Origin of the sequence: Lentzea albidocapillata (genome assembly GCF_000719115.1) — a bacterium.
Lineage (GTDB): Bacteria > Actinomycetota > Actinomycetes > Mycobacteriales > Pseudonocardiaceae > Lentzea > Lentzea albidocapillata.
On sequence record NZ_JOEA01000017.1, the window covers coordinates 185,027 to 203,383 of the forward strand.

Sequence of the window (18,357 nt, forward strand, 5' to 3'; positions counted from 1 at the left end):
CGATGGTTTCGTAATCCGGATGAGCAGTGGAGGAAACCGTGGCTACGTCCTCGGAACTGGACAAGCGTCCTGCCGTCGACCCTCACGAGGAGCCGTCGCACGAGTGGGGCTGGCACGGCACGTTCCCCAAGGGCACCCGCATCGCGGGCTGGCTCTCGGCGATCTTCTGCTTCCTGATGCTGATCGGCAACCACCACGGCAAGACCGAGGACATCTTCCTCGTCGTCACCGGGGTCTCGATCATCGCCTTCCTGCTGTGGGACGCCGCGCGCAGCAAGAAGCCCTGGCGCCGCTAGAAGGTCTCCAGCACGATCTTGCCCTGGGTGCGGCCCGTCCCGCCCAGGGCATGTGCTTTTCCGGCGTCTTCCAGCGGGAACGTCGCGTCGACGTGCACCCTGAGCTCGCCCGACTCGGCCAGCGCCGCGATCGCCTCCAGGCCCGCGCGGTCGGGTTCAACCAGGATCGGACTGGTCCTGATGTCGTCGCGCAGGGGCCTGTCCACTCCGGACGGCACGCCGACGAACAACCCGCCCGGCCGCACCGCCGCCGGTGACGCGCCACCCACCAGGTCGACGAACACGTCGACGTCGGTGCCTTCGTAGTCGCCCTTGGTGTAGTCGATCACTTCGTCGGCGCCGAGGTCCTTCAGGAACGCGTGCTTGGGCTCGCGCGCTGTACCGATGACGTACGCGCCGTGCGCCTTCGCGATCTGGACCGCGAGGTGGCCGACGCCGCCCGCCGCGGCCGTGATCAGCACCTTCTGGCCCTTCCGCACGTCCGCGGTGTCGATCAGGATCTGGTGGGCGGTGAGCGCGGCGAGAGGCAGCGCGGCCGCCTCGACGTGGGTGAGGCTCTTCGGCTTCTTCGCGAAGTGACGGGACGGAGCCGTGACGTACTCGGCGTACGCGCCCGCGGCGTGCGGGAACCACGGCATGCCGTAGACCTCGTCGCCGGCCTTGAGGGTCGTGACGCCGAAGCCGACCTCCTCGACCACGCCGGAGACGTCCCAGCCGTTGATGAACGGGAACGTCTGCATCCCTGCCATACCGCTACCGGCGCTGGTCTTCCAGTCGACCGGGTTGACGCCCGCCGCGTGCACCCTGACCAACACCTCCGTCGGAAGTGGTGCCGGCTTGGGCACGTCGGTGAGGGTCAGAGGGCCGCCGAACTCGTGCTGGATGATCGCTCGCATGCTGTCAAGCATGGGAGAGCAGGTCTCTCCTGGCAATCAGGCACTATCTTGTGCACTAGGTACCTGATAGAAACTAGCTGTGATCAGGGACGTTTACCTCAAGATGTGTCCGTGCCGCGACCTGCTGGACATGGTCGCGTCGAAGTGGACGGCGCTGGTGATCGGCGACCTGGAGGACGGGCCCAAGCGGTTCGGCGAGCTCAAGCGCCGGCTGGAGGGCGTCAGCCAGAAGATGCTCACCCAGACGTTGCGCACGTTGGAGCGCGATGGGCTCGTCACGCGCACGGTCTACCCCTCGGTGCCGTTGCGCGTCGAGTACGAGCTGACCGAACTCGGGCGCAGCGTCACCGAGCCGCTGGCCGCGCTGCGGTTGTGGGCACAGAAGAACTACGAGACCGTCGCCGAGGCGCGGGAGACGTTCGACAGCGCCGGCCCCATCGGCCTGGAGCCCGTTACCACCCGCTGATCACGCGAGCACCCAGCCCTACACGGCCTCCGCTTACGATCGTGCGCCACCGTGCCCCTTCGAGCTTCATCGGCGCGTGCTCACCCGGTGCTTGTCGCAATACACGACGTGCAGCCAGTTCCAGTGCCGGTCCTTGGCGGTGACCTCAGCGCAGCAATGCGTGCCGACAGCCTCGTGCATGTGCCTGGGGCAGTCTTCGACCAGCTGCCGGAACGCCTGCCCGCCGGCCTGGAACGTCGGCCTGCTGCCGACGACGAACACGGTGCTGCCCACGACCTCGCCGCTCAGCTTCTCCCGGTCCCAATGAGGCGCGGGCCGTTCCTGCGGCAAACCTTGGCAGACAACGGTGTGCGGCCGGCCGGCCCGGATCTTGGCGCGCACGTCCGTCCACTTCGCCAGCCGAAACCCGAGGCTGTGGTGCAACAGCACCAGGTCCAGCGCAGGCCCGTCGGCACTACGGCACTTGCAGTCGCTCTGCCGCAACGGCAGGTATACCAACGTGCGCGGCGAACGCATCGCGAACGCCCATGCCATGGCGATGTCGAGCGCTGAGGACTTGGTCACGCACGCCTCGACGCCCATGTACCCCTCGTACAACGGCGCATGACGCAACGGCTGGGCCGGCCGCACCACCCGGTACTCGTCCCGCCCCAGCCGGACCGTGCTGACGATCGTGCGCCAGCGTTCCCCCTCGAGTTTCATCGCGGGGAACGGTAACGCCAGGTCAGCGGTTCGAGCTAGCGAATTCAGCCCTCGGCGGCGAGCTGACCGCAGGCAGCCGCGATCTCCTGCCCGCGCGTGTCCCGCACGGTGCACTCGACACCCTGCTCACGAACCCGCCGCACGAACTCCCGCTCCACCGGCTTCGGCGACGCGTCCCACTTGCTGCCCGGCGTCGGGTTCAGCGGGATCAGGTTCACGTGCACAAGCTGCCCGAGGTGCTTGCGCAGCTTCTTCCCCAGAAGATCGGCTCGCCAGCCCTGGTCGTTGATGTCGCGGATCAGCGCGTACTCGATGCTGACGCGGCGACCGGTCTTGTCCGCGTACCCGCGCGCCGCCTCCAGCACCTCGGAGACGTTCCACTTCGTGTTGACCGGCACCAGCGTGTCGCGCAGCTCGTCGTCCGGCGTGTGCAGCGACACCGCGAGGCGGACCTGCAGGTCCTCCTCGGTCAGCTTCTTGATCGCGGGCACGAGACCGACCGTCGACACCGTCACGTGGCGCTGTGAGATGCCCAGGCCGTCCGGCGCCGGGTCGCAGATGCGGTGGACGGCCTCGAGGATGCGCTTGTAGTTCGCGAGCGGCTCGCCCATGCCCATGAAGACGATGTTCGAGAGCCGGCCGGGACCGCCGGGCAGGTCGCCGTCACGCATGGCGGCGGCACCGAGGCGCACCTGGTCCACGATCTCCGCGGTCGACAGGTTGCGCTGCAGGCCGCCCTGGCCGGTCGCGCAGAACGGGCACGCCATGCCGCAGCCGGCCTGCGACGAGATGCACAACGTCGCTCGGTCCGGATAGCGCATGAGCACGGACTCGATGAGCGTGCCGTCGTGCGCGCGCAGCAGCGTCTTCGACGTGGTGCCTTCGTCGGCAGTGACCTTGCGCACGACCGTGAACAACGGCGGCATCAGGTCGGCCACCAGCTTGTCGCGCGTGGTCGCCGGGATGTCCGTCATCTCGGCGGGGTCGACGGTCAGGCGGCTGAAGTAGTGGTTCGACAGCTGCTTGGCCCGGAACGGCTTCTCACCAAGGGCCGCAACGGCTTCCGCGCGTTGGGCGGGTGAGAGGTCGACCAGGTGGCGCGGCGGCAGGCCGCGCTTGGGCGCGTCGAAGACAAGGGGAAGCGAGGTCATAGCACATCTAGTGTCCCACGAACTTCACCAACACAAGACCGTTGCATCGCGATAGGTTCCGATATATCGTTAACGACATGATGATGAAACCACACCACAGAGATCACCACCACAGGCACCGCCACGGACCCTTCGGGGGCGGCGGCAGGGGCGGCCGCCAGAGGCGCGGCAACGTCCGGGCGGCGGTTCTGTCCTTGCTGGCAGAACGGCCGATGCACGGCTACGAGATCATTCAGGAGATCGCCAGGCGCACCGGCGGCGTGTGGAGCCCGAGCCCCGGCTCGGTCTACCCGACGCTGCAGATGCTCGCCGACGAAGGCCTCGTCTCCGCAGCGGAAGAGGGAGGCAAGAAGCTGTTCAACCTCACCGAGCACGGCAGGACGGAGCACCCGGCTCCGCCCTGGCGCGACATCGAGATCCAGCTCGACCCGGTCGACGGCGAATTGCGCACAGCCGTCCGGCTGCTGGGCGCCGCGACGGAGCAGATCTCCCACGCGGGCACGCCCGAGCAGAAGACCCGCGCGGTCGAGCTCTACAACGAGCTGCGGCGCAAGCTCTACGCCATCCTCGCCGAGGAGTGACCTACCACCGGTCGTGCACGTGCGGCCGGATCAGTTCGTCGTACACCTCGGCGACGGCCTTGCCGTCCACCGGTTCGAGCGAGGCCGCCTGTGAGTTGGCCCGCGCCTGCTCCACGTTGCGAGCACCGGGAATCACCACCCTGACGCCGGACTGGTCCACGATCCACCTGAGCGCGAACTGCGCCATCGTGGCACCTTCCGGCACCAACGGCCGGAGCCGCTCAACGGCCTCCAGACCGATCTCGTAAGGCACCCCGGAGAAGGTCTCGCCGACGTCGAAGGCCTCACCGTTGCGGTTGTAGTTGCGGTGATCGTCCGCACCGAAAGTCGTTGCCTTGTCGTACTTCCCGGTCAGCAACCCGGACGCAAGCGGCACCCGCGCGATGATCGCGACCCCCGCCTCGGCGGCCTTGGGCAGCACCTCTTCGAGAGGCTTGAGCCGGAACGCGTTCATGATGATCTGCACACTCGCCACGTGCGGGCGCCGGATCGCCTCCAACGCCTCCTCGACCTTCTCCACTGACACGCCATAGGCAGCAATCCGTTGCTGCTCAACCATCTCGTCCAAGGTGTCGTACACCTCGTCACTGCTGTAAACCGCGGTAGGCGGACAGTGCAGCTGCACGAGGTCCAACGTGTCGACACCCAGGTTGCGGCGGCTCCGGTCGTTCCACGCGAGGAAGTTCTCCCGGCTGTACCCCTCAGCGACCTGCGCCGGCAGCCGCCGCCCCATCTTCGTGGCGACGAAGATGCCGTCGTCCTTGCGCTCCTTCAGAAACCGCCCGACGAGCGTCTCACTGCGACCGTCGCCGTACACGTCGGCGGTGTCGAAGAAGTCGACCCCCGTGTCGGCCGCGGCGTGCAGCAACGCGAGCGCGTCGCTCTCGTCCACCTCGCCCCAGTCGGCGCCGAGCTGCCAGCACCCCAGCCCCACGACGCCGACCTGGCGGTTCAACCTGCCTGCGTTTCGCTTCTCCACGAACCGAGCCTAGTCCCGCCTCAGTTCCGAAGCCTGCTTCAAATACCGATCAGAGATCCGAAGGCGCATATCGCTCCCAGAGATCGCGGTCAGGCCAGTTATCGTCGAAGGACTCGAGCACGTGGCGATACCAGCGCTCAGCGTTGATCTTGTCCGTTACCGCTAGCAGCGCAGCGGCTTTCTCCTTGATGGTCGGCCACTTCAGCGTATGCATGCAGAACTGCAGAATCACGACACAGTCCCAGTCGATCTCATCGAGCATCTGCTCGAACTTCTTGATCGTGTAGTCACGACACTCGTCATGACTCAGGATCCGATCGAGCAGGTCATCCATCAAAGGCTCGTACTGGTCGTATCCAGACGCGATCCGTTGCACATCACGCAAGAAATCGATTTTGTCGCCGATGATCTCGCACGACGAGCGGTCAGCCGGTCGGGAAGCGATCAATGTACTTTCCTGTTCCGTTGAGCCCAATCCTGTCAAAGGCCGCCTCGGCCGCAGCTTTGGCGTGCCGACCACGAGGCTTGTAGTGTCCCGAGTCGTTGTCCATCCATACCACCTCGCCGTGCGCGATCTTCACCTCGCCCGCCGCGATCACGTCTCGACCTCTGGCGAGGCTCACGTGGCCGTCGCCTTGCCCCACCTTGATGGCGCCGTTGGGAAACACAACGTATTGGTACTTACCTTTCCTCTTTCGCAAGACATCGGCGCTGAATGATCTGGCGAAGTTGGGCTCGTCCTCGGGCTTCAAGTTCGTGAAGATCTTCGGGTCATCGTCCTCCTCGACGGCTTCAGCTTCTCCCCCGCCGTTCCAGGCGACCTGGCGGTGTGAAGCAGAACCGTCTTCGCCTTTGACTACCTTGAAGATCCCGTCCTCGGTGTAGATGTTGGTGCCACTGCCCGAGCCCGACAACTCGGACGGGTTCTGCTCCGCGGCGTTCTGGATCACCGGGTTGTCGGTGCCCAGCACCGCCTCCCGCACCTGACGAACGACCTCGTTCGCGTCCTGGACGTCGCCCATCTCGACGGCGACCCTCGACGCGGGCGCCTGCGGATTGCTGGAGACGACCCCGGCCTCGACGATCGGCTGCGTCGCCGCGGCAGGCGGCGCGAGCGCGACCTCCTTGGCGCTCTTCTCGGCCTCGGCCCTGGCAGCCACCGACGGGTCCCACACCGGCTGCGGGGCGTTGACGCTTCCATACCCACCGGGCCACCTGATGCCGCCGAGCAGGTCCTTCAGGTATCGGCCGAGGTTCACGAGCTGGCCGTACAACCCGCGGAGCATGTCGCTGAACCAGGTCGAGCCGGCGGTGGTGTTCTTGGGGAAGCGGAGGTTCTTCAACACCGGGGACTGGACGTACTGGACCTCCGGCTTCTCGAAGAGACTGAAGATGCCCTCTGCCGCGCTGATCGCCCCGCCGACTCCGGGAACGAACTTTCCGAACCTGATTGCCGTGAAGCCCCAGCTCCTGACGTTCTGCCTGTCGCGCTGGGCTTCTTTCCCCCTGACGTAGTCGTCGTATCCCGGCGCGATGATCGTGTCCGTTTGATGGCCGTCGGGATCGACGTAAGTCGCGGGAGCACCACGACCGTAGGCATATCGGTTGGTGAGGCCTGAAGGGCTCGTCGGCAGCGAGATGCTGTCGCGTGCGGTGAACCCGCCGGTCGACGGCGAGTACCAACGCGCGCCCATGTCGACTTCACCGGAGTCCGGATCCGTCCAGTCACCCTGGTAACCGAGTCCGGTCCGCGCCCCCGACACCACCTTGCCGAACGGGTCGTAGGTCGTGGTGTCTCCGGCGTTCTGGCCTGAAGTCGAGAACTCCGCGAGCACGTCGCCGCGCATGTCGGTCATGGCCAAGCCGCGCTGCGTGGCGAGCAGTTCGCCGCCGGGACCACGGCTGAACTTCTGGCTGCCGTCCGACGCCAAACCGAGGCTCGCACCCACGTACGAGAACTTCTGTGCGCCACGGGTGACCATGCGGTCCAGGGCGTCGTAGCCGAACGTGGTCGCGCCACGCTTCACCGAGCGACCGAACGCATCGAACTCGTAGGCGTCGGAACCGGAGCTCCGCAGGGTCCCCCGTGCGGCCCAGGTGTAGGACTTGTCGCCGTCGGACATCAGGCGGTTGCGGGCGTCGTAGGTGGACGTCTTGCCGTCGGCCTTCACGCGGTTGCCCGCGTCGTCCCATTCGTACGACGTCGTCTTGCCGCCGTACGACCAGGCGGTCATCCGGCCCGCGTAGTCGTACGCATAGGTGTGTTCACCCGAACCAGCGAGGCCCGAAGTCTTCTTCGACTTGACCAGGTCGTTGAGTTCGTAGCCGTACTCGATCGACGACAACGTGGTGGTGCCGTCGCGCAGGACGTCGGAGATCTGCCTGCCGTACACGTCGTAGTCGTAGGACCGCACCTTGCCGGCGAACGTCACCGACTTGACCTGGCCGGCCTCGTTGTAACCGAACGCCTGCGCGGCACCGGTCAGTCCATCCTGGACGGTGGAAAGCCTGCCCTGGTGGTACGTGTAACGAGCGGTGCCCGAGGCATCGACCTGCTGCGTCAGGCGACCCGAGTCGTCATAGGTGAACTGGGAGTCGCCGGACGGGCCGGTGGCCGAGAGAAGTGCACCGCGGTCGTTGTACTCAAGGGTGTTGGTACCTCCGGGAGCGTTGAAGCTCGTCAGGCGACCCGCGGCGTCGTAGCCGAGGGAACGCGACGCCGTCGAGGCCTCCGCACCCTCACCCGTTTCCCCGGTGAGGCGGTTGAGGTAGTCGTACGTCAGCGTGCGGGTGACACCACCCGGCGCGACCACGCGCTCCACGTTGCCGGCGAGGTCGTACGACCTCGTCCAGGTGCGGTCGACCGCGTTCGGGTGCGCCTCGGTCGCGGGCTCGATCACCGACTCGGGCAGTCCGAGGCTGTTCGTCCGGTAGGTCGTCGCGTTGCCGCGGCCGTCGGTGAAACGGCTGCGGTTGCCCGCGGCGTCGTAGCCGAACGACGTGGTGATCGACTTGCCGTCCGCCACCGGCTCGACCTGGTTGACCATGCGACCGAGTGCGTCGAAGGTGAAGTTGGTCGACCGGTTCAGCGGATCCGTCGTCTTCACGACGTTGCTCGCGCGGTCGTAGAAGTTGCGCGACATCCGCAACAGCGACTCGTTCGCGTCGAGGTCGTATCGGGTCGACGGCCGGCCTGCCGTGTCGTAGCTCTGGAACGACGTGCGGTTCAAGCCGTCGGACACGCGGGACTGGCGGCCAGCGCTGTCGTACCCGAACTTCGTGACGACACCGGCGGCATCCTTCGCCGAGATCCTTTGCCCCAGAGCGTCGTACGTGAACGTCGTGACCTCATTGGACGGTGAGGTCACCGCCTTGAGGTTGCTCGCGTCGTCGTAGACCGACTTCGTGACCAGGGCGGCGACAGCGGGCCGCCGTTCCAAGCGCGTGGCGGTGACCTGACGACCAAGGTCGTCGTAGGTCGCCTCCGCTCGCGCACCGGTCGGGTCGGTGATCGACAGGCGTTCGCCGGCACGGGTGTAGCTGTAAAGCCAGGAACCGTTGGTACGTCCCGCGACGGTGGCGTCCGCCTGGTACGCGGCCACCACTCGCCGCAGCTGGTCGTAGCTGTACTCGGTGACGGCCCCGCGCGGGTCGGTCACCTTGCGCACGTCGCCCAGCGGCGTGTACTCGGTCAGCGTGACCGAGCGCGCGCCGTTGCTCGCCCCGGGCTTGGTGTACTCGGCAGACTCGGTGCGCACCACGCGGCCGAGCTTGTCGAACGCCTGCTTGCTGATGTTCCCCTTGGCGTCCTTGAGCTCGACCGCGCCACCGAACGCATCGAGTCCGGTGTGGACGGACGGTCGCGACGTGATGACCGTGCCGTTGTCCTCCACCTGGGCGGGCGGTGCCGTGACGGAGACGGCGTTGCCGCCCTCGTCGTAGCCGTAGTCGGTGGTGAACGCCGCCCTGTCGGCGCCGTCGGACGTGCCGCGCGGGTCGGTGACCGAACGTAGCAGGCCTCGGTCGTCCAGGACGCTCGACGTGGTCAAGCGCTCGGTGCCGTTGAACGCGGTCTCGCTGGTGCGGCGGCCCGCGGCGTCGTAGCCGAACTCGGCGGCCGTAGTGCGCTGGACGTCCTGATGCACGCTGTTGGACGGCTTGCCCGTGACGGCGACCTTGGTGACGTTGCCACCGGCGTCGTAGTCGTAGGTGGTGAGGCGGCCGATACCCGCCGGGTCCGCCTTGGAGGTCCTGACCCGGTTGAGGGCGTCGTAGGTGTTCTCAACGGCGAGCCCGCCGGCACTCGCCTCACGGACGACGTTGCCTGCCCCGTCGTAGGTGTACTCCTTCAGCACCAGGTCGCGGGGCGCGACGACCGGGTCGAACGGGTCACGGATCTTGGAGGCGACGACGCGGCGAACCGAGTCGTCCCGGTAGTACTCGTAACGCTTGGCGCGACCCATCGCGTCGGTCTCACGCGTGAGCCTGCCTGCGAGGTCGTAGGCGAAGGCCTGCACGACCAACGTCTCGCGCACGGTCGTGTCGCCTTGACCTTCACCGTCACCACCGGGGCCACCGGGCCCGACAGGGTCGCCGTGCCACGCCCGCAGACGCACCTCGGCGATCTTCTGGCGAGCGGTGTAGGCGAACTCCTGCTTGGTGCCGACCGCGTCGACGGTCCACGCGAGGTTGCCGAAGGTGTCGTAACCGCTGGTGGTCACGTTCCCTTCGGAGTCGGTGACCCTCGCCGCCCGGCCGTGGCCGTCGTACTCGGTCACCACGCGGCGGGTCTGATCGCCTCCGGTGAGGTCGGCGGACTGGGTGGCGGTGGTGTTGCCGTCCGCGTCGTACTCGTATGTGGTCTGGAGCGTGTGCTTGACGCCGGTGATCTTGTTCGTCGTCGCCGGACGCGTGACCGTCTTCAGCCGCGAGAGCTCGTCGTAGGTGTACGTCGATGTGAGGCCCTGCGGGTACGCCTGGGAGATCTCGGTCTGGGTGATCTTGCGACCGAGGGCGTCGTAGGTGAACTTCGTGACCAGGCCGGCCGCGTTCGTCACCTTCTCCAGGTCGCCTGAGGCGTAGTACGAGTACGACGTCTTGGCACCACGTCCGTCGATCGTCGTCTCCACCAGGCCGGCCGGGCCGACCGAAGACGACGTCGTGTACGTGTGCCGCGCCGTCGAGCCGTCAGGTGCGACCTGCGACTCGATCAGGCCGCGCACGCCCACACCGGTGTAGGTGTTGGTCGTGCGGTACCTGGTGTCGTCAGGACCGGATGAGCGGCCGTCCGACGCGGTCAGCAGTTTGCCGTTGCGCGGATCGGTGAGATCGCTCGGGTTGTTGTAATAGCTGGAGTACGAGGTGTGGCAGTCGGTGTCCGAGGTTCGACACGTCTTGCGCGAGATCGGGTTGCCGCGCGAGTCATTCGTCAGCTCGACCTTGTTGCCGTTCTCGTCGACGATCTTGCTCAGGAAACCGCGCGCGTCGTAGTCGAACGTGCGCACACCCTGGCCCTGGTTGGGGCCGCCCTGGTCACCACCGGGCGGCAACGACGTACCGGGAGGCAGATCCTCCGGACGCACCCCTTGGCCGAGCGGGGTGAGTGAGCGCAGGACGCGGCCGCGGGCGGGGTCGTAGTCGGCGTAGTGGAACCGGTTGCCCGGATCGCGAACCATGGTGGTGCGCACCAGGTTCTGTTCGGTGCCGGTCACCGCCGGCGCGGCCAGCTGCCACTGTCCACCGTTGCGGTCGACGTACTCGCGCAGGCGGTCATTCACGACGTCGTAGCTCATCGTCGCGGCGACCCGGCCACTGGGCAGCGTGATCTTGGTCAGCTGGTCGGACGGCGCGGCTGACTCGAAGTGCTGCTTGGCGGCGGTGGTGCCGATCGGGTGCTCGTAGAACGCGACCTCGTCGATGACGCCGGAAAAGTACCGGACTCCGGCGGGCAGGCCGGGCCAGCCGTCGGAGCTCGCGGCGCCGATCTGGTTCTGGGTCATGGTGAGGTGGTTGATCTCACCGAGAGCCGACGCGACGAACTTGCCGTCCACGAACAGCGACTGCGTGCCCAGCGAACCGGACAGTACGACGTGGTGCCAGTTGTTGTCGTTGACCGCTCCGGTCGTGGTGATCGGTTCGGTCTTGCCGTTCCAGAAGTTGCCTCGCAGCTTGCCGTCCGTGCCGACCCACAGCACCGGCAACTGCGGCGAGGAGGGCGGCGTGGCCGAACCTAGCTCGAAGTGCTGCATGCCCAGAAGCGGGCCACCGGCGGTGGTCTTGAACCACATCTCGACGGCCAGGTCGCGGTTCTTCTTGATCAGGCCAGGCGGCAGCTTCACGAACGACGAGCTGCCGTTGAACGTCCGCGCGCCGTCCGGGGATCCCGCGATCGCTCCGGCAGTCCAGGAGGTGTCCTTGGCAGTGCCGTCGTCCTTGCCGAGGTTGGTGCGGACCTGGCTCTCGATCCGGGTGCCGTCGGGGTCACCGAGGCGCCAGTAGGAACCGGGAATCGAGTCGATCACCGCACTGCGGTAGTGCGATCCCTGGGCGTAGTCGTACTTGGTGCACCCGTTCGCCGGGTCGCACACCTCGGTCAGCTTGTCGCCCGTGTACTTGTAGGTCCAGACGAGCGCCTTGCCGTTGACGACGTCCGTCGTCACCGACTGCACGTGCGCACCAGACCACGCGAAGGTCAGCTTGCGGCCGCTGCGCGGGTTCACGACCTGCGACAGCTTGCCCGCTTCGTATCGGACGTCGAGCTGCTGACCGGTCTGATCAGTGATCTTGGTCAGCTTGCCGTCCGCACCGAACCGGTACGACGTCGACGAGGTGTCGACCATGGTCCAGCCGCCACCGAACTCGGCGGGTTCCGGGTGCAGGTCTCCCTGCCGTCCGGGCGCCGGCGCGAAGCCGCCACCGGGGTTGCGGCCGAACCGCACCTGCTGGCCGTCAGGAAGTGTGACGAGGACGTTGCCGGAACCGTCGTCGTCCGGCACGACCTTCATGTCCCAGCGCGTCGACCACCCTGCGCCGAACAAGAGGTCACGGCGCGGATCGAGGCTGTTGTACGTGCGAGCAACGGAGAGCTCCGGGCCTGACCCAGTGATCGACGCGTCGATCGCGCTGGAGAAGTAGTTGCCGTTGTTCGGGTCGAACGCCTTGTTCGCGCCGTTGTACGGGGCGTTGGCCAGATGCGTGGTGATGCTGGGCTGCGGCACCGAGGTCAGCAGCGTGCTCCACGGCAGCGCCTCGCTCTCCTGCCCCTTGTCGTCGATGGCGGTAGCGCGCCACATATAGACCCTGCCCCAGAACATCTTGTCCTTGGGGACCGTCCACATGCGATCGTCGATGTTGCCCGAGTCGAAGCAGCCGGACGGAGTTGCGCCGCCGGAGTCCTCGCACACCTGGAATCGGTACTTGAGCGCGCGGTTCGGCGGGGAGTCGACGTCGACAGCGTCGACCCACAGCTGGGGCGTCAGGGTGGCCGCCGAGTAACCGTTCGGCGGGTACTGGGCCTTGACCAGCGGCGGGATGTTGGGCACGCGGAACGACAACCGCGCCGGCGGGACGTGCTCATCGGTGAACCAGGGCCCACCCTTGCGCAACATGGAGAAGTCGAGCAGGTAGGTACCGTGGTCGAGCGCGTCGATCTGGACCTCGATCGTCGCCGAGCCGCCGCGCGGCACGTCGTGCGGGAGTGCGGTCTCGACGGTCCTGACAGGGCTGCCCGCGTCGGTGAACACGCGGTAGCCGAAAGCAAAGGTCGACGGCGTCCAGGTCTGCGCGCCGCGGTTGGTCACCGTGAGCTTGACCTTGCCGCCCCGGTTCGCGAGCACCGCGGGCTCGGGAACGCCGCGGTCGATGCGGTACTCGGCGTCGTACGGGGAATGCGTGATGTAGAGCCGCGGAGGGTTCGCGGTGCCCTTGCTGGTGAACTTCTTCCAGCCGTAGACATCGGACTCGGACCCTCGCACGGTCAGGCCGTGGTTCGCCTGTGCGCCGGTGACCCATCGCTGGATCAGGTCGCGGCCCTTGACGCCGAGGTTGATCTGCTCGACCGCGGTGGGGCAGTTGGACCGCGTCTGCATGGGCGCGATGTAGCCGTGCGCGAAGCTTGCCGAGCTGAGCTCTTCGCCGTAGGCGGGGCCGGGGAATCCTCCTCCGCCCCATGGCGCGGTGACGGCGTGCACGGTGACGGGCCGCGGACTGCAGGACCACGACCAGTAGTTGGTGAGGGCGAGCGCCGCACCGTGGATCTTGTGGTTGGCCAGGGTGTTCTCGACGCCGCCGAAATCCAGATAGGCGGCGGAGTTCAGACCTCCACTGTTGCCGACCTTCAGCTCGGTGCTCTCGGTGTTCCAGGTGCCTTGGTAAAAGCGGGCGCGCGTTGGCTCGCGGGTCTCGATGGTGGGGTCGACCAGGACCGGGAACTTGCGTGCCGGGTCACGCAGCCAGGCGGAGTCGACCTCGACCTTCAGCACGCCATCGGCGATCTGATACTTCACGCCGTAGGACAGCGCGGGGTCACCGGTGTTCGGATCAATGCTCGAGTCGGTCATGAAGCCGCGGGGGAAGCGGCCTCGCTCGTTGCCGTCGCGGTCGTGCAGCACGACCTGGTCGTCCACGACCTTCGCCGTCAAACCCTTGAGCCGCAACGGGAACGTCCACGAGTGCGGCGCGTCGGCCGACGCGAGCACCATGATTTCCTTGACGCCGCCGGACTGCGCCTCGAACTTCAGGTCGACGCCGGGCATGACCTGCGGGTAGGTGACCGTGCTGCCGTCAGCGACACCAGCCGACGCCGCCGTGCCGCGCAGACCGAACGCGACCTCGTGCTGGTCGTCGAAGCGCATGCGCACCAACGAGTCCTCTGACGCGCGGCCCGCAAGCCGCAGATCGACGCGGTCGGCGGCGTTGCGCCAGCCGTCACCGGTGCTCACGAACGTGGTGTCGATCGGCGCCCAGGTGCCGTCGGGCTTGCGATAGTTGACGGCGCTCTGGCTGAACTCGGTGGTCAGCGAGCCGTCAGCGTTGCGGTACGTGCGCTCCCTCTCGCCGCGCTGGCCCGGCAGTTCCTTGCTGGTGGAGGCGTCGAAGCCGCGCACGTCGGAGGAGGTTGGTTTGACCTCGACGTCGTTGCGCACGGCGTCGGCGCTCTGGCCCTTGATGGACGGGTACTTGCTCTGCAGGGAGACGGGCTCGTCCTGGTTCGGGGAACCGTCACTTAGCTCGTGCGAGTGGCCGTCCGCCGAACCCCACTGCTGCTTGGGGGACAACGCCCTCGCCTCGGCGAGCTCACGCAGACCGTTCAACTGTGGCATCAACTGAGACGCGTGTGGCCCGAAGAAGCCAATTGTCACCAGGATCGCAGCCAATAGGACTGATGCACGTCTGCCCGCTCTTGCGCGTGGCAGACCAATCCCCTTGCTTTTAGGCACAGCTTCCCCCCAAGAAAGACCTACCGACCCGCGCGACAGTCCCCCGTCCGCCGCACGGCGACCAAAGAATGCTTCATCGGCGACTTCTCCGCAAGTACCTGGGAACGAGGTAACGTTCGCCGCGCCTCGCGCGACCAAAGCCGAGGCACAACCATCACTTGGGGGGAACACCGTGTACCAGAGGCCGAAGAGATTCGGTAGACCCGGCCTGCGCAACAGCGTCGCCTTGACCGTTGCCGCGACTGTGACTTCGCTCATTCTGCCAGCTCAGCCCGCTGCAGCGGCTGAACAGATCAGCTGCCGGGAGTCCGCGTCGATTTACGCGGCGACCGGCGACGGAACGTTGTTGGAATACTTCCACAACACTCCGGAATCGGGAAGTTACGATTGGAAGCCGCAGCGTTCAATCGGTCAAGCATGGTCGCAGATGACCGTCGTAACCGGCGCTGACGGTCGCATTTATCAGATTCCGAACAATGGCGAACTGCGTCGCTTCCGACACACCGGAACCGAATGGGAACGTCCAGGCGGTGGTTGGTACACGACCATTGACACGGGCTGGGGTCAGTACCGGGACGCGGCTCAGCAGAACCGCGTCGCCGTCGACTCGAACGGCGACTTCTACACCATCGACAGCACCGGCACGCTGACCTGGTCGCGGTACAACGAGCACGCGGGCACTTGGACGAAGAGGCCGCTGACCAGCCAGTGGGGCAGGTTCGACCACATCGTCGCCGCTGGCAACGGCGTGTTCTACGTCCGTGACAAATTGCGCAACAACGGCTCGCTCTACCGATTCCAGTACCACGCGGACTCCCAGTCGTGGCTGCAGGCGATGAAAATCGTGGGTGACGCCGGCTGGAACATGCACCGCAGGATCTTCTCTCCTGGTGGCGACGTGCTGTACGCGGTCGAGCCGAATGGAACGTTGTGGTGGTACCGCTGGTCGGAATCCGCCAGCACCTTCGCCACACCGACCAGCATTGGCACCGGCTGGTCTTCCGACTGGCAAATCGGCGCAATGACGGACGCTTGCACGTTGAGCGGTCTTCCGACCCGGCTGCGCCCGGCACCGCGCCCGGTTCAGGACCTCGCTCGCAGCGAGTTGATCGAGACTCAGAACGGCTTGATCCAGGGCTACTACGTGGACTCCTACGGCACGCTCAAGGTCGCCACCCAGGCGGCGGGTTCGGCCGTCGACTTCCTCGGCATTGAGCCGATCGAGACTCCCGGCGCGGTCAGCACGACCCCCACCGCGGTGATGTACAAGGGTCGGCCGAACGTGTTCGCTCTCGGCACCAGCACGGACATCTACGAGGGCTCGCGAAGCGACAACGGCGTCAGCTGGCCGGCGTTGAACCAGTTCGGCGGCTGGACGGTGGACAGGGCCGAGGCCATCACCTACCCCGACGGACGACGGCGGCTCTACGCCGTCGACGGCATCGGCCGCCTACTCACCCGCGGTCAGTCGGTGGTCGACGCGCCGATGTCGCCGTGGGCACCTATCGCCTTCAACTCCCTCACCGGCGAGATCATCGCCATGGCGGCGAACAACACCGATGTCGAACTCCTGGCGTATGACGTTCAGGGCAACCTGGCGAGCCTTCTGCACCGCAACGGCACCGCGGACCGCATGCGGTCGATCACCGACGCCGCCGGACGCATCACCGGCCGCCCCGCCGCAGTCATCAAGGACGACGGCAAGGTACAGGTGTTCGCTCGCCGCGCCGACGGCAAGATCCACACGATCCGTGACACCGGTTCCGGCTTCGGGAACACTTGGACCCCGCTGGACGGCGTGACCGCGAACGGCGCTCCTGCCGCGGTGATCAGCGAGGGCAAGATCAAAGTTGCGGTCCGGAGCACGGACGGCTTCGTCTACACGAACGGACAGTCCGAGGTGGATGGTCCGTTCACCGGCTGGACCAAGCTCGTCGACTCCCGGACGGGCAACGCGTGGCCGACGGACACCGAGCCGTCGATGGTCGCGCTGAGCACAGGCAAAGTCGTGGTGATGTACCGCAGCGCCGACGAGGTGACCTTCACCTTCGAGTCAGCACCTGCCTCCACGGGCGTGGCAGCCCGATCGGCCTCGACCAGCAGCGGGACCGGGTTCGTCGGCGGCCCTTCGCCGAAGCCCCAGCGCTGAACCAGCAGGCGGGGAGTTTCGGCAAGACTCCCCGCCTCTGTCAGAGGATCAGCCCCTTCGGCTTGCGCCGGACGTGCAGCCGATAGCCGACCGGAAAGCTCAGCCCGTTCACGGACGCGATCGCCCGTTCGGCCACCGTCGCGGAGAATTCGATGCGCAGCACGGCTTCCAGGTCCTCGCGCTTTTCGAAACGCCATTCCGCGGTGACGCGTCGCAGCGAGAAACCGTTGTCCGCGAAGAACTTCTCGATCGCGGCCGGGTCGTAGCGCGGTTCGTCGGCGCACAGCCACGGCCCGTACGGATCGGCCGAGCCGTCCAGGTCCACGATCGCCAAAGCACCTCCGGGCCGCAGCACCCGGTCCGCCTCGCGCAGGCCCGGTTCGCAGCCAGGCCCGAAGAAATAGGCCGTGCGGGCGTGCACCAGATCGGCGGAGGCGTCGTCCAGCGGCAAACCTTGTGCGGGACCGGAAACGATGCGGACGTTCGGCAACGAGGCCACGCGGTGCTTGGCGCGCACGACCAACGGCGGGTGGGGTTCCACGCCCGTGACGGACTTCGCCGCCTGAGCGAACAGCGGCAGGTGGAATCCGTCGCCGCAGCCGACGTCTACGACGTCCTTGTCGTTAAACGGACATTCTTCGCTTAACGCCGCCCAAATCGCCCCGTGGACGTCCTGCGCGCGGTTCTCGACCTCGTACACGTCGGGCCAGTGCCAGATGTTCGGACTTGGCACGACGTCTGCCGGACGCACCGCGTTCAACGCCGCCCGCACGAATCCCCTCACGACGCCACTGTAGGACTTCCATTTGCCTGTGACCGTACGAATTCGTCCAATCACGGCGTAGCGTGTTGGCATCTCTTTCCCCTGCAGGAGGCGGCAGTGTCGATCGCGCCCAACACGCCCCAGCTCGCGACGTTGCTGTCCGGAAGTCCGTGCTGGGTCGAGCGAACCGTCGACGACCTCAAGGGCGCGATCGATTTCTACACCGGCCTGTTCGGCTGGCACTACGCCGACGACGCCGGCTACACGGTGGCGATGGTGGACGGCGTCCCCGTCGCCGGACTGCCGCAGGGTGATCCAGATGCCTGGCGGTTATACCTGGTCACACCACATGCGCGCGCTACCGCGGAGAAGGCTTTCCACCTCGGCGGGTCCGTGCTGCGCAACCCCGAGGACGCAGCCGACCACACGCAGAGCACGGTGATCGCCGACCCGACCGGCGCGGTCGTCGGCTTTCGGCACGTGCCACCGGACTGGCGGTTCGGCACGGGTGGGCACGGCGCGTACGCGTGGGCCGAGCTGAACACCCGTGACGGGGCGATTGCCGACGAGTTCTTCGGCGAGCTGTGCCACTACGACATCACGCAGATCGGCGACGGGCACCGGCTGGACTACGCGTCCTGGTCCGTCGAGGGCACCGAGGTGATCGGCCGGCAGAAGATGGGGCGCGAGTTCCCGTACGGAGAGCGCTCCCACTGGATGGTGTACTTCAACGCGGCGCCCGAGATCGGCACCGACTCGGTGGCGTACCGGGTGCTGGAACTCGGCGGCCGGGTGACCGTCGAGCCCTACGACACTCCGTTCGGACGCATCACCGTCGTCGAGGACCACGCGGGAATGGCCTTCTCCGTGATCGACCAGTCCCGTGTGATCGAGGCCGAGTCTCGGATCGCGGTGGACGACCCGTTCGACGACTAGC

The 18,357-nt window shown here is 66.8% G+C and carries 12 protein-coding genes; 5 read left to right on the plus strand and 7 right to left on the minus strand.

Features of this window, described 5'->3' with window-relative positions:
* The first annotated feature begins 38 nt into the window (after nt 1-38).
* A complete protein-coding gene (locus IG04_RS0127555; protein WP_063758331.1) occupies nt 39-296 on the plus strand; it encodes a DUF2631 domain-containing protein in 258 nt (85 codons plus the stop codon).
* On the opposite strand, the gene IG04_RS0127560 is transcribed toward IG04_RS0127555, so the two are convergent.
* On the minus strand, nt 293-1,192 hold the full coding sequence (locus IG04_RS0127560) for an NADP-dependent oxidoreductase (RefSeq protein ID WP_211257826.1): 900 nt from the start codon (nt 1,190-1,192) through the stop codon (nt 293-295). The genes IG04_RS0127555 and IG04_RS0127560 overlap by 4 nt on opposite strands.
* A gap of 103 nt (nt 1,193-1,295) precedes the next feature.
* Between IG04_RS0127560 and IG04_RS0127565 the strand changes: the two genes are divergently transcribed.
* Nucleotides 1,296-1,658: a winged helix-turn-helix transcriptional regulator gene (locus tag IG04_RS0127565; protein ID WP_051770854.1), complete on the plus strand. Its 363-nt coding sequence runs from the start codon at nt 1,296-1,298 to the stop codon at nt 1,656-1,658.
* A 66-nt stretch (nt 1,659-1,724) separates the two neighbouring features.
* On the opposite strand, the gene IG04_RS0127570 is transcribed toward IG04_RS0127565, so the two are convergent.
* Together IG04_RS0127570 and rlmN are read right to left on the minus strand one after the other, a co-directional pair.
* A complete protein-coding gene (locus IG04_RS0127570) occupies nt 1,725-2,360 on the minus strand; it encodes a hypothetical protein (protein ID WP_030479637.1) in 636 nt (211 codons plus the stop codon).
* A 44-nt stretch (nt 2,361-2,404) separates the two neighbouring features.
* The gene (gene rlmN, locus IG04_RS0127575) at nt 2,405-3,511 is read right to left on the minus strand and encodes a dual-specificity RNA methyltransferase RlmN (RefSeq protein ID WP_030479638.1); all 1,107 of its coding nucleotides are present in this window, start codon (nt 3,509-3,511) and stop codon (nt 2,405-2,407) included.
* Nucleotides 3,512-3,588: 77 nt separating this feature from the next.
* Here rlmN and IG04_RS0127580 point away from each other — a divergent pair, with 77 nt between their 5' ends.
* Nucleotides 3,589-4,092, plus strand: a complete 504-nt coding sequence (locus IG04_RS0127580; protein ID WP_084401386.1) for a PadR family transcriptional regulator — start codon at nt 3,589-3,591, stop codon at nt 4,090-4,092.
* A gap of 1 nt (nt 4,093) precedes the next feature.
* On the opposite strand, the gene IG04_RS0127585 is transcribed toward IG04_RS0127580, so the two are convergent.
* Genes IG04_RS0127585 through IG04_RS0127595 form a run of 3 tightly spaced genes read right to left on the minus strand, consistent with a single transcriptional unit; the run spans nt 4,094 to nt 14,391 of the window.
* The gene (locus IG04_RS0127585) at nt 4,094-5,071 is read right to left on the minus strand and encodes an aldo/keto reductase (RefSeq protein ID WP_030479640.1); all 978 of its coding nucleotides are present in this window, start codon (nt 5,069-5,071) and stop codon (nt 4,094-4,096) included.
* A 49-nt stretch (nt 5,072-5,120) separates the two neighbouring features.
* On the minus strand, nt 5,121-5,519 hold the full coding sequence (locus tag IG04_RS0127590; protein WP_030479641.1) for a hypothetical protein: 399 nt from the start codon (nt 5,517-5,519) through the stop codon (nt 5,121-5,123).
* A complete protein-coding gene (locus tag IG04_RS0127595) occupies nt 5,497-14,391 on the minus strand; it encodes an RHS repeat-associated core domain-containing protein (RefSeq protein ID WP_159460473.1) in 8,895 nt (2,964 codons plus the stop codon). Before IG04_RS0127595 ends, IG04_RS0127590 begins: the two co-directional genes overlap by 23 nt.
* 361 nt (nt 14,392-14,752) lie before the next feature.
* Between IG04_RS0127595 and IG04_RS44305 the strand changes: the two genes are divergently transcribed.
* Entirely contained in the window at nt 14,753-16,657 is a 1,905-nt protein-coding gene (locus IG04_RS44305; RefSeq protein WP_245816251.1) for a tachylectin-related carbohydrate-binding protein, read from the plus strand.
* 40 nt (nt 16,658-16,697) lie between these two features.
* Here the strand turns inward: IG04_RS44305 and IG04_RS0127605 are convergent, their stop codons facing one another.
* Nucleotides 16,698-17,441, minus strand: a complete 744-nt coding sequence (locus IG04_RS0127605; RefSeq protein WP_051770798.1) for a class I SAM-dependent methyltransferase — start codon at nt 17,439-17,441, stop codon at nt 16,698-16,700.
* A 96-nt stretch (nt 17,442-17,537) separates the two neighbouring features.
* Between IG04_RS0127605 and IG04_RS0127610 the strand changes: the two genes are divergently transcribed.
* Complete coding sequence (locus IG04_RS0127610) at nt 17,538-18,356, plus strand: VOC family protein (protein ID WP_030479645.1); 819 nt, start codon at nt 17,538-17,540, stop codon at nt 18,354-18,356.
* Nucleotide 18,357: the final 1 nt, after the last annotated feature.

What these genes read in the sequence shown, in the direction of transcription:
- IG04_RS0127560 (WP_211257826.1), bottom strand. Translation starts at nt 1,192, where the DNA reads ATGCGAGCGATCATCCAGCACGAGTTCGGCGGCCCTCTGACCCTCACC.
- IG04_RS0127565 (WP_051770854.1), top strand. Translation starts at nt 1,296, where the DNA reads ATGTGTCCGTGCCGCGACCTGCTGGACATGGTCGCGTCGAAGTGGACG.
- IG04_RS0127570 (WP_030479637.1), bottom strand. Translation starts at nt 2,360, where the DNA reads ATGAAACTCGAGGGGGAACGCTGGCGCACGATCGTCAGCACGGTCCGG.
- rlmN (WP_030479638.1), bottom strand. Translation starts at nt 3,511, where the DNA reads ATGACCTCGCTTCCCCTTGTCTTCGACGCGCCCAAGCGCGGCCTGCCG.
- IG04_RS0127580 (WP_084401386.1), top strand. Translation starts at nt 3,589, where the DNA reads ATGATGATGAAACCACACCACAGAGATCACCACCACAGGCACCGCCAC.
- IG04_RS0127595 (WP_159460473.1), bottom strand. Translation starts at nt 14,391, where the DNA reads ATGCCACAGTTGAACGGTCTGCGTGAGCTCGCCGAGGCGAGGGCGTTG.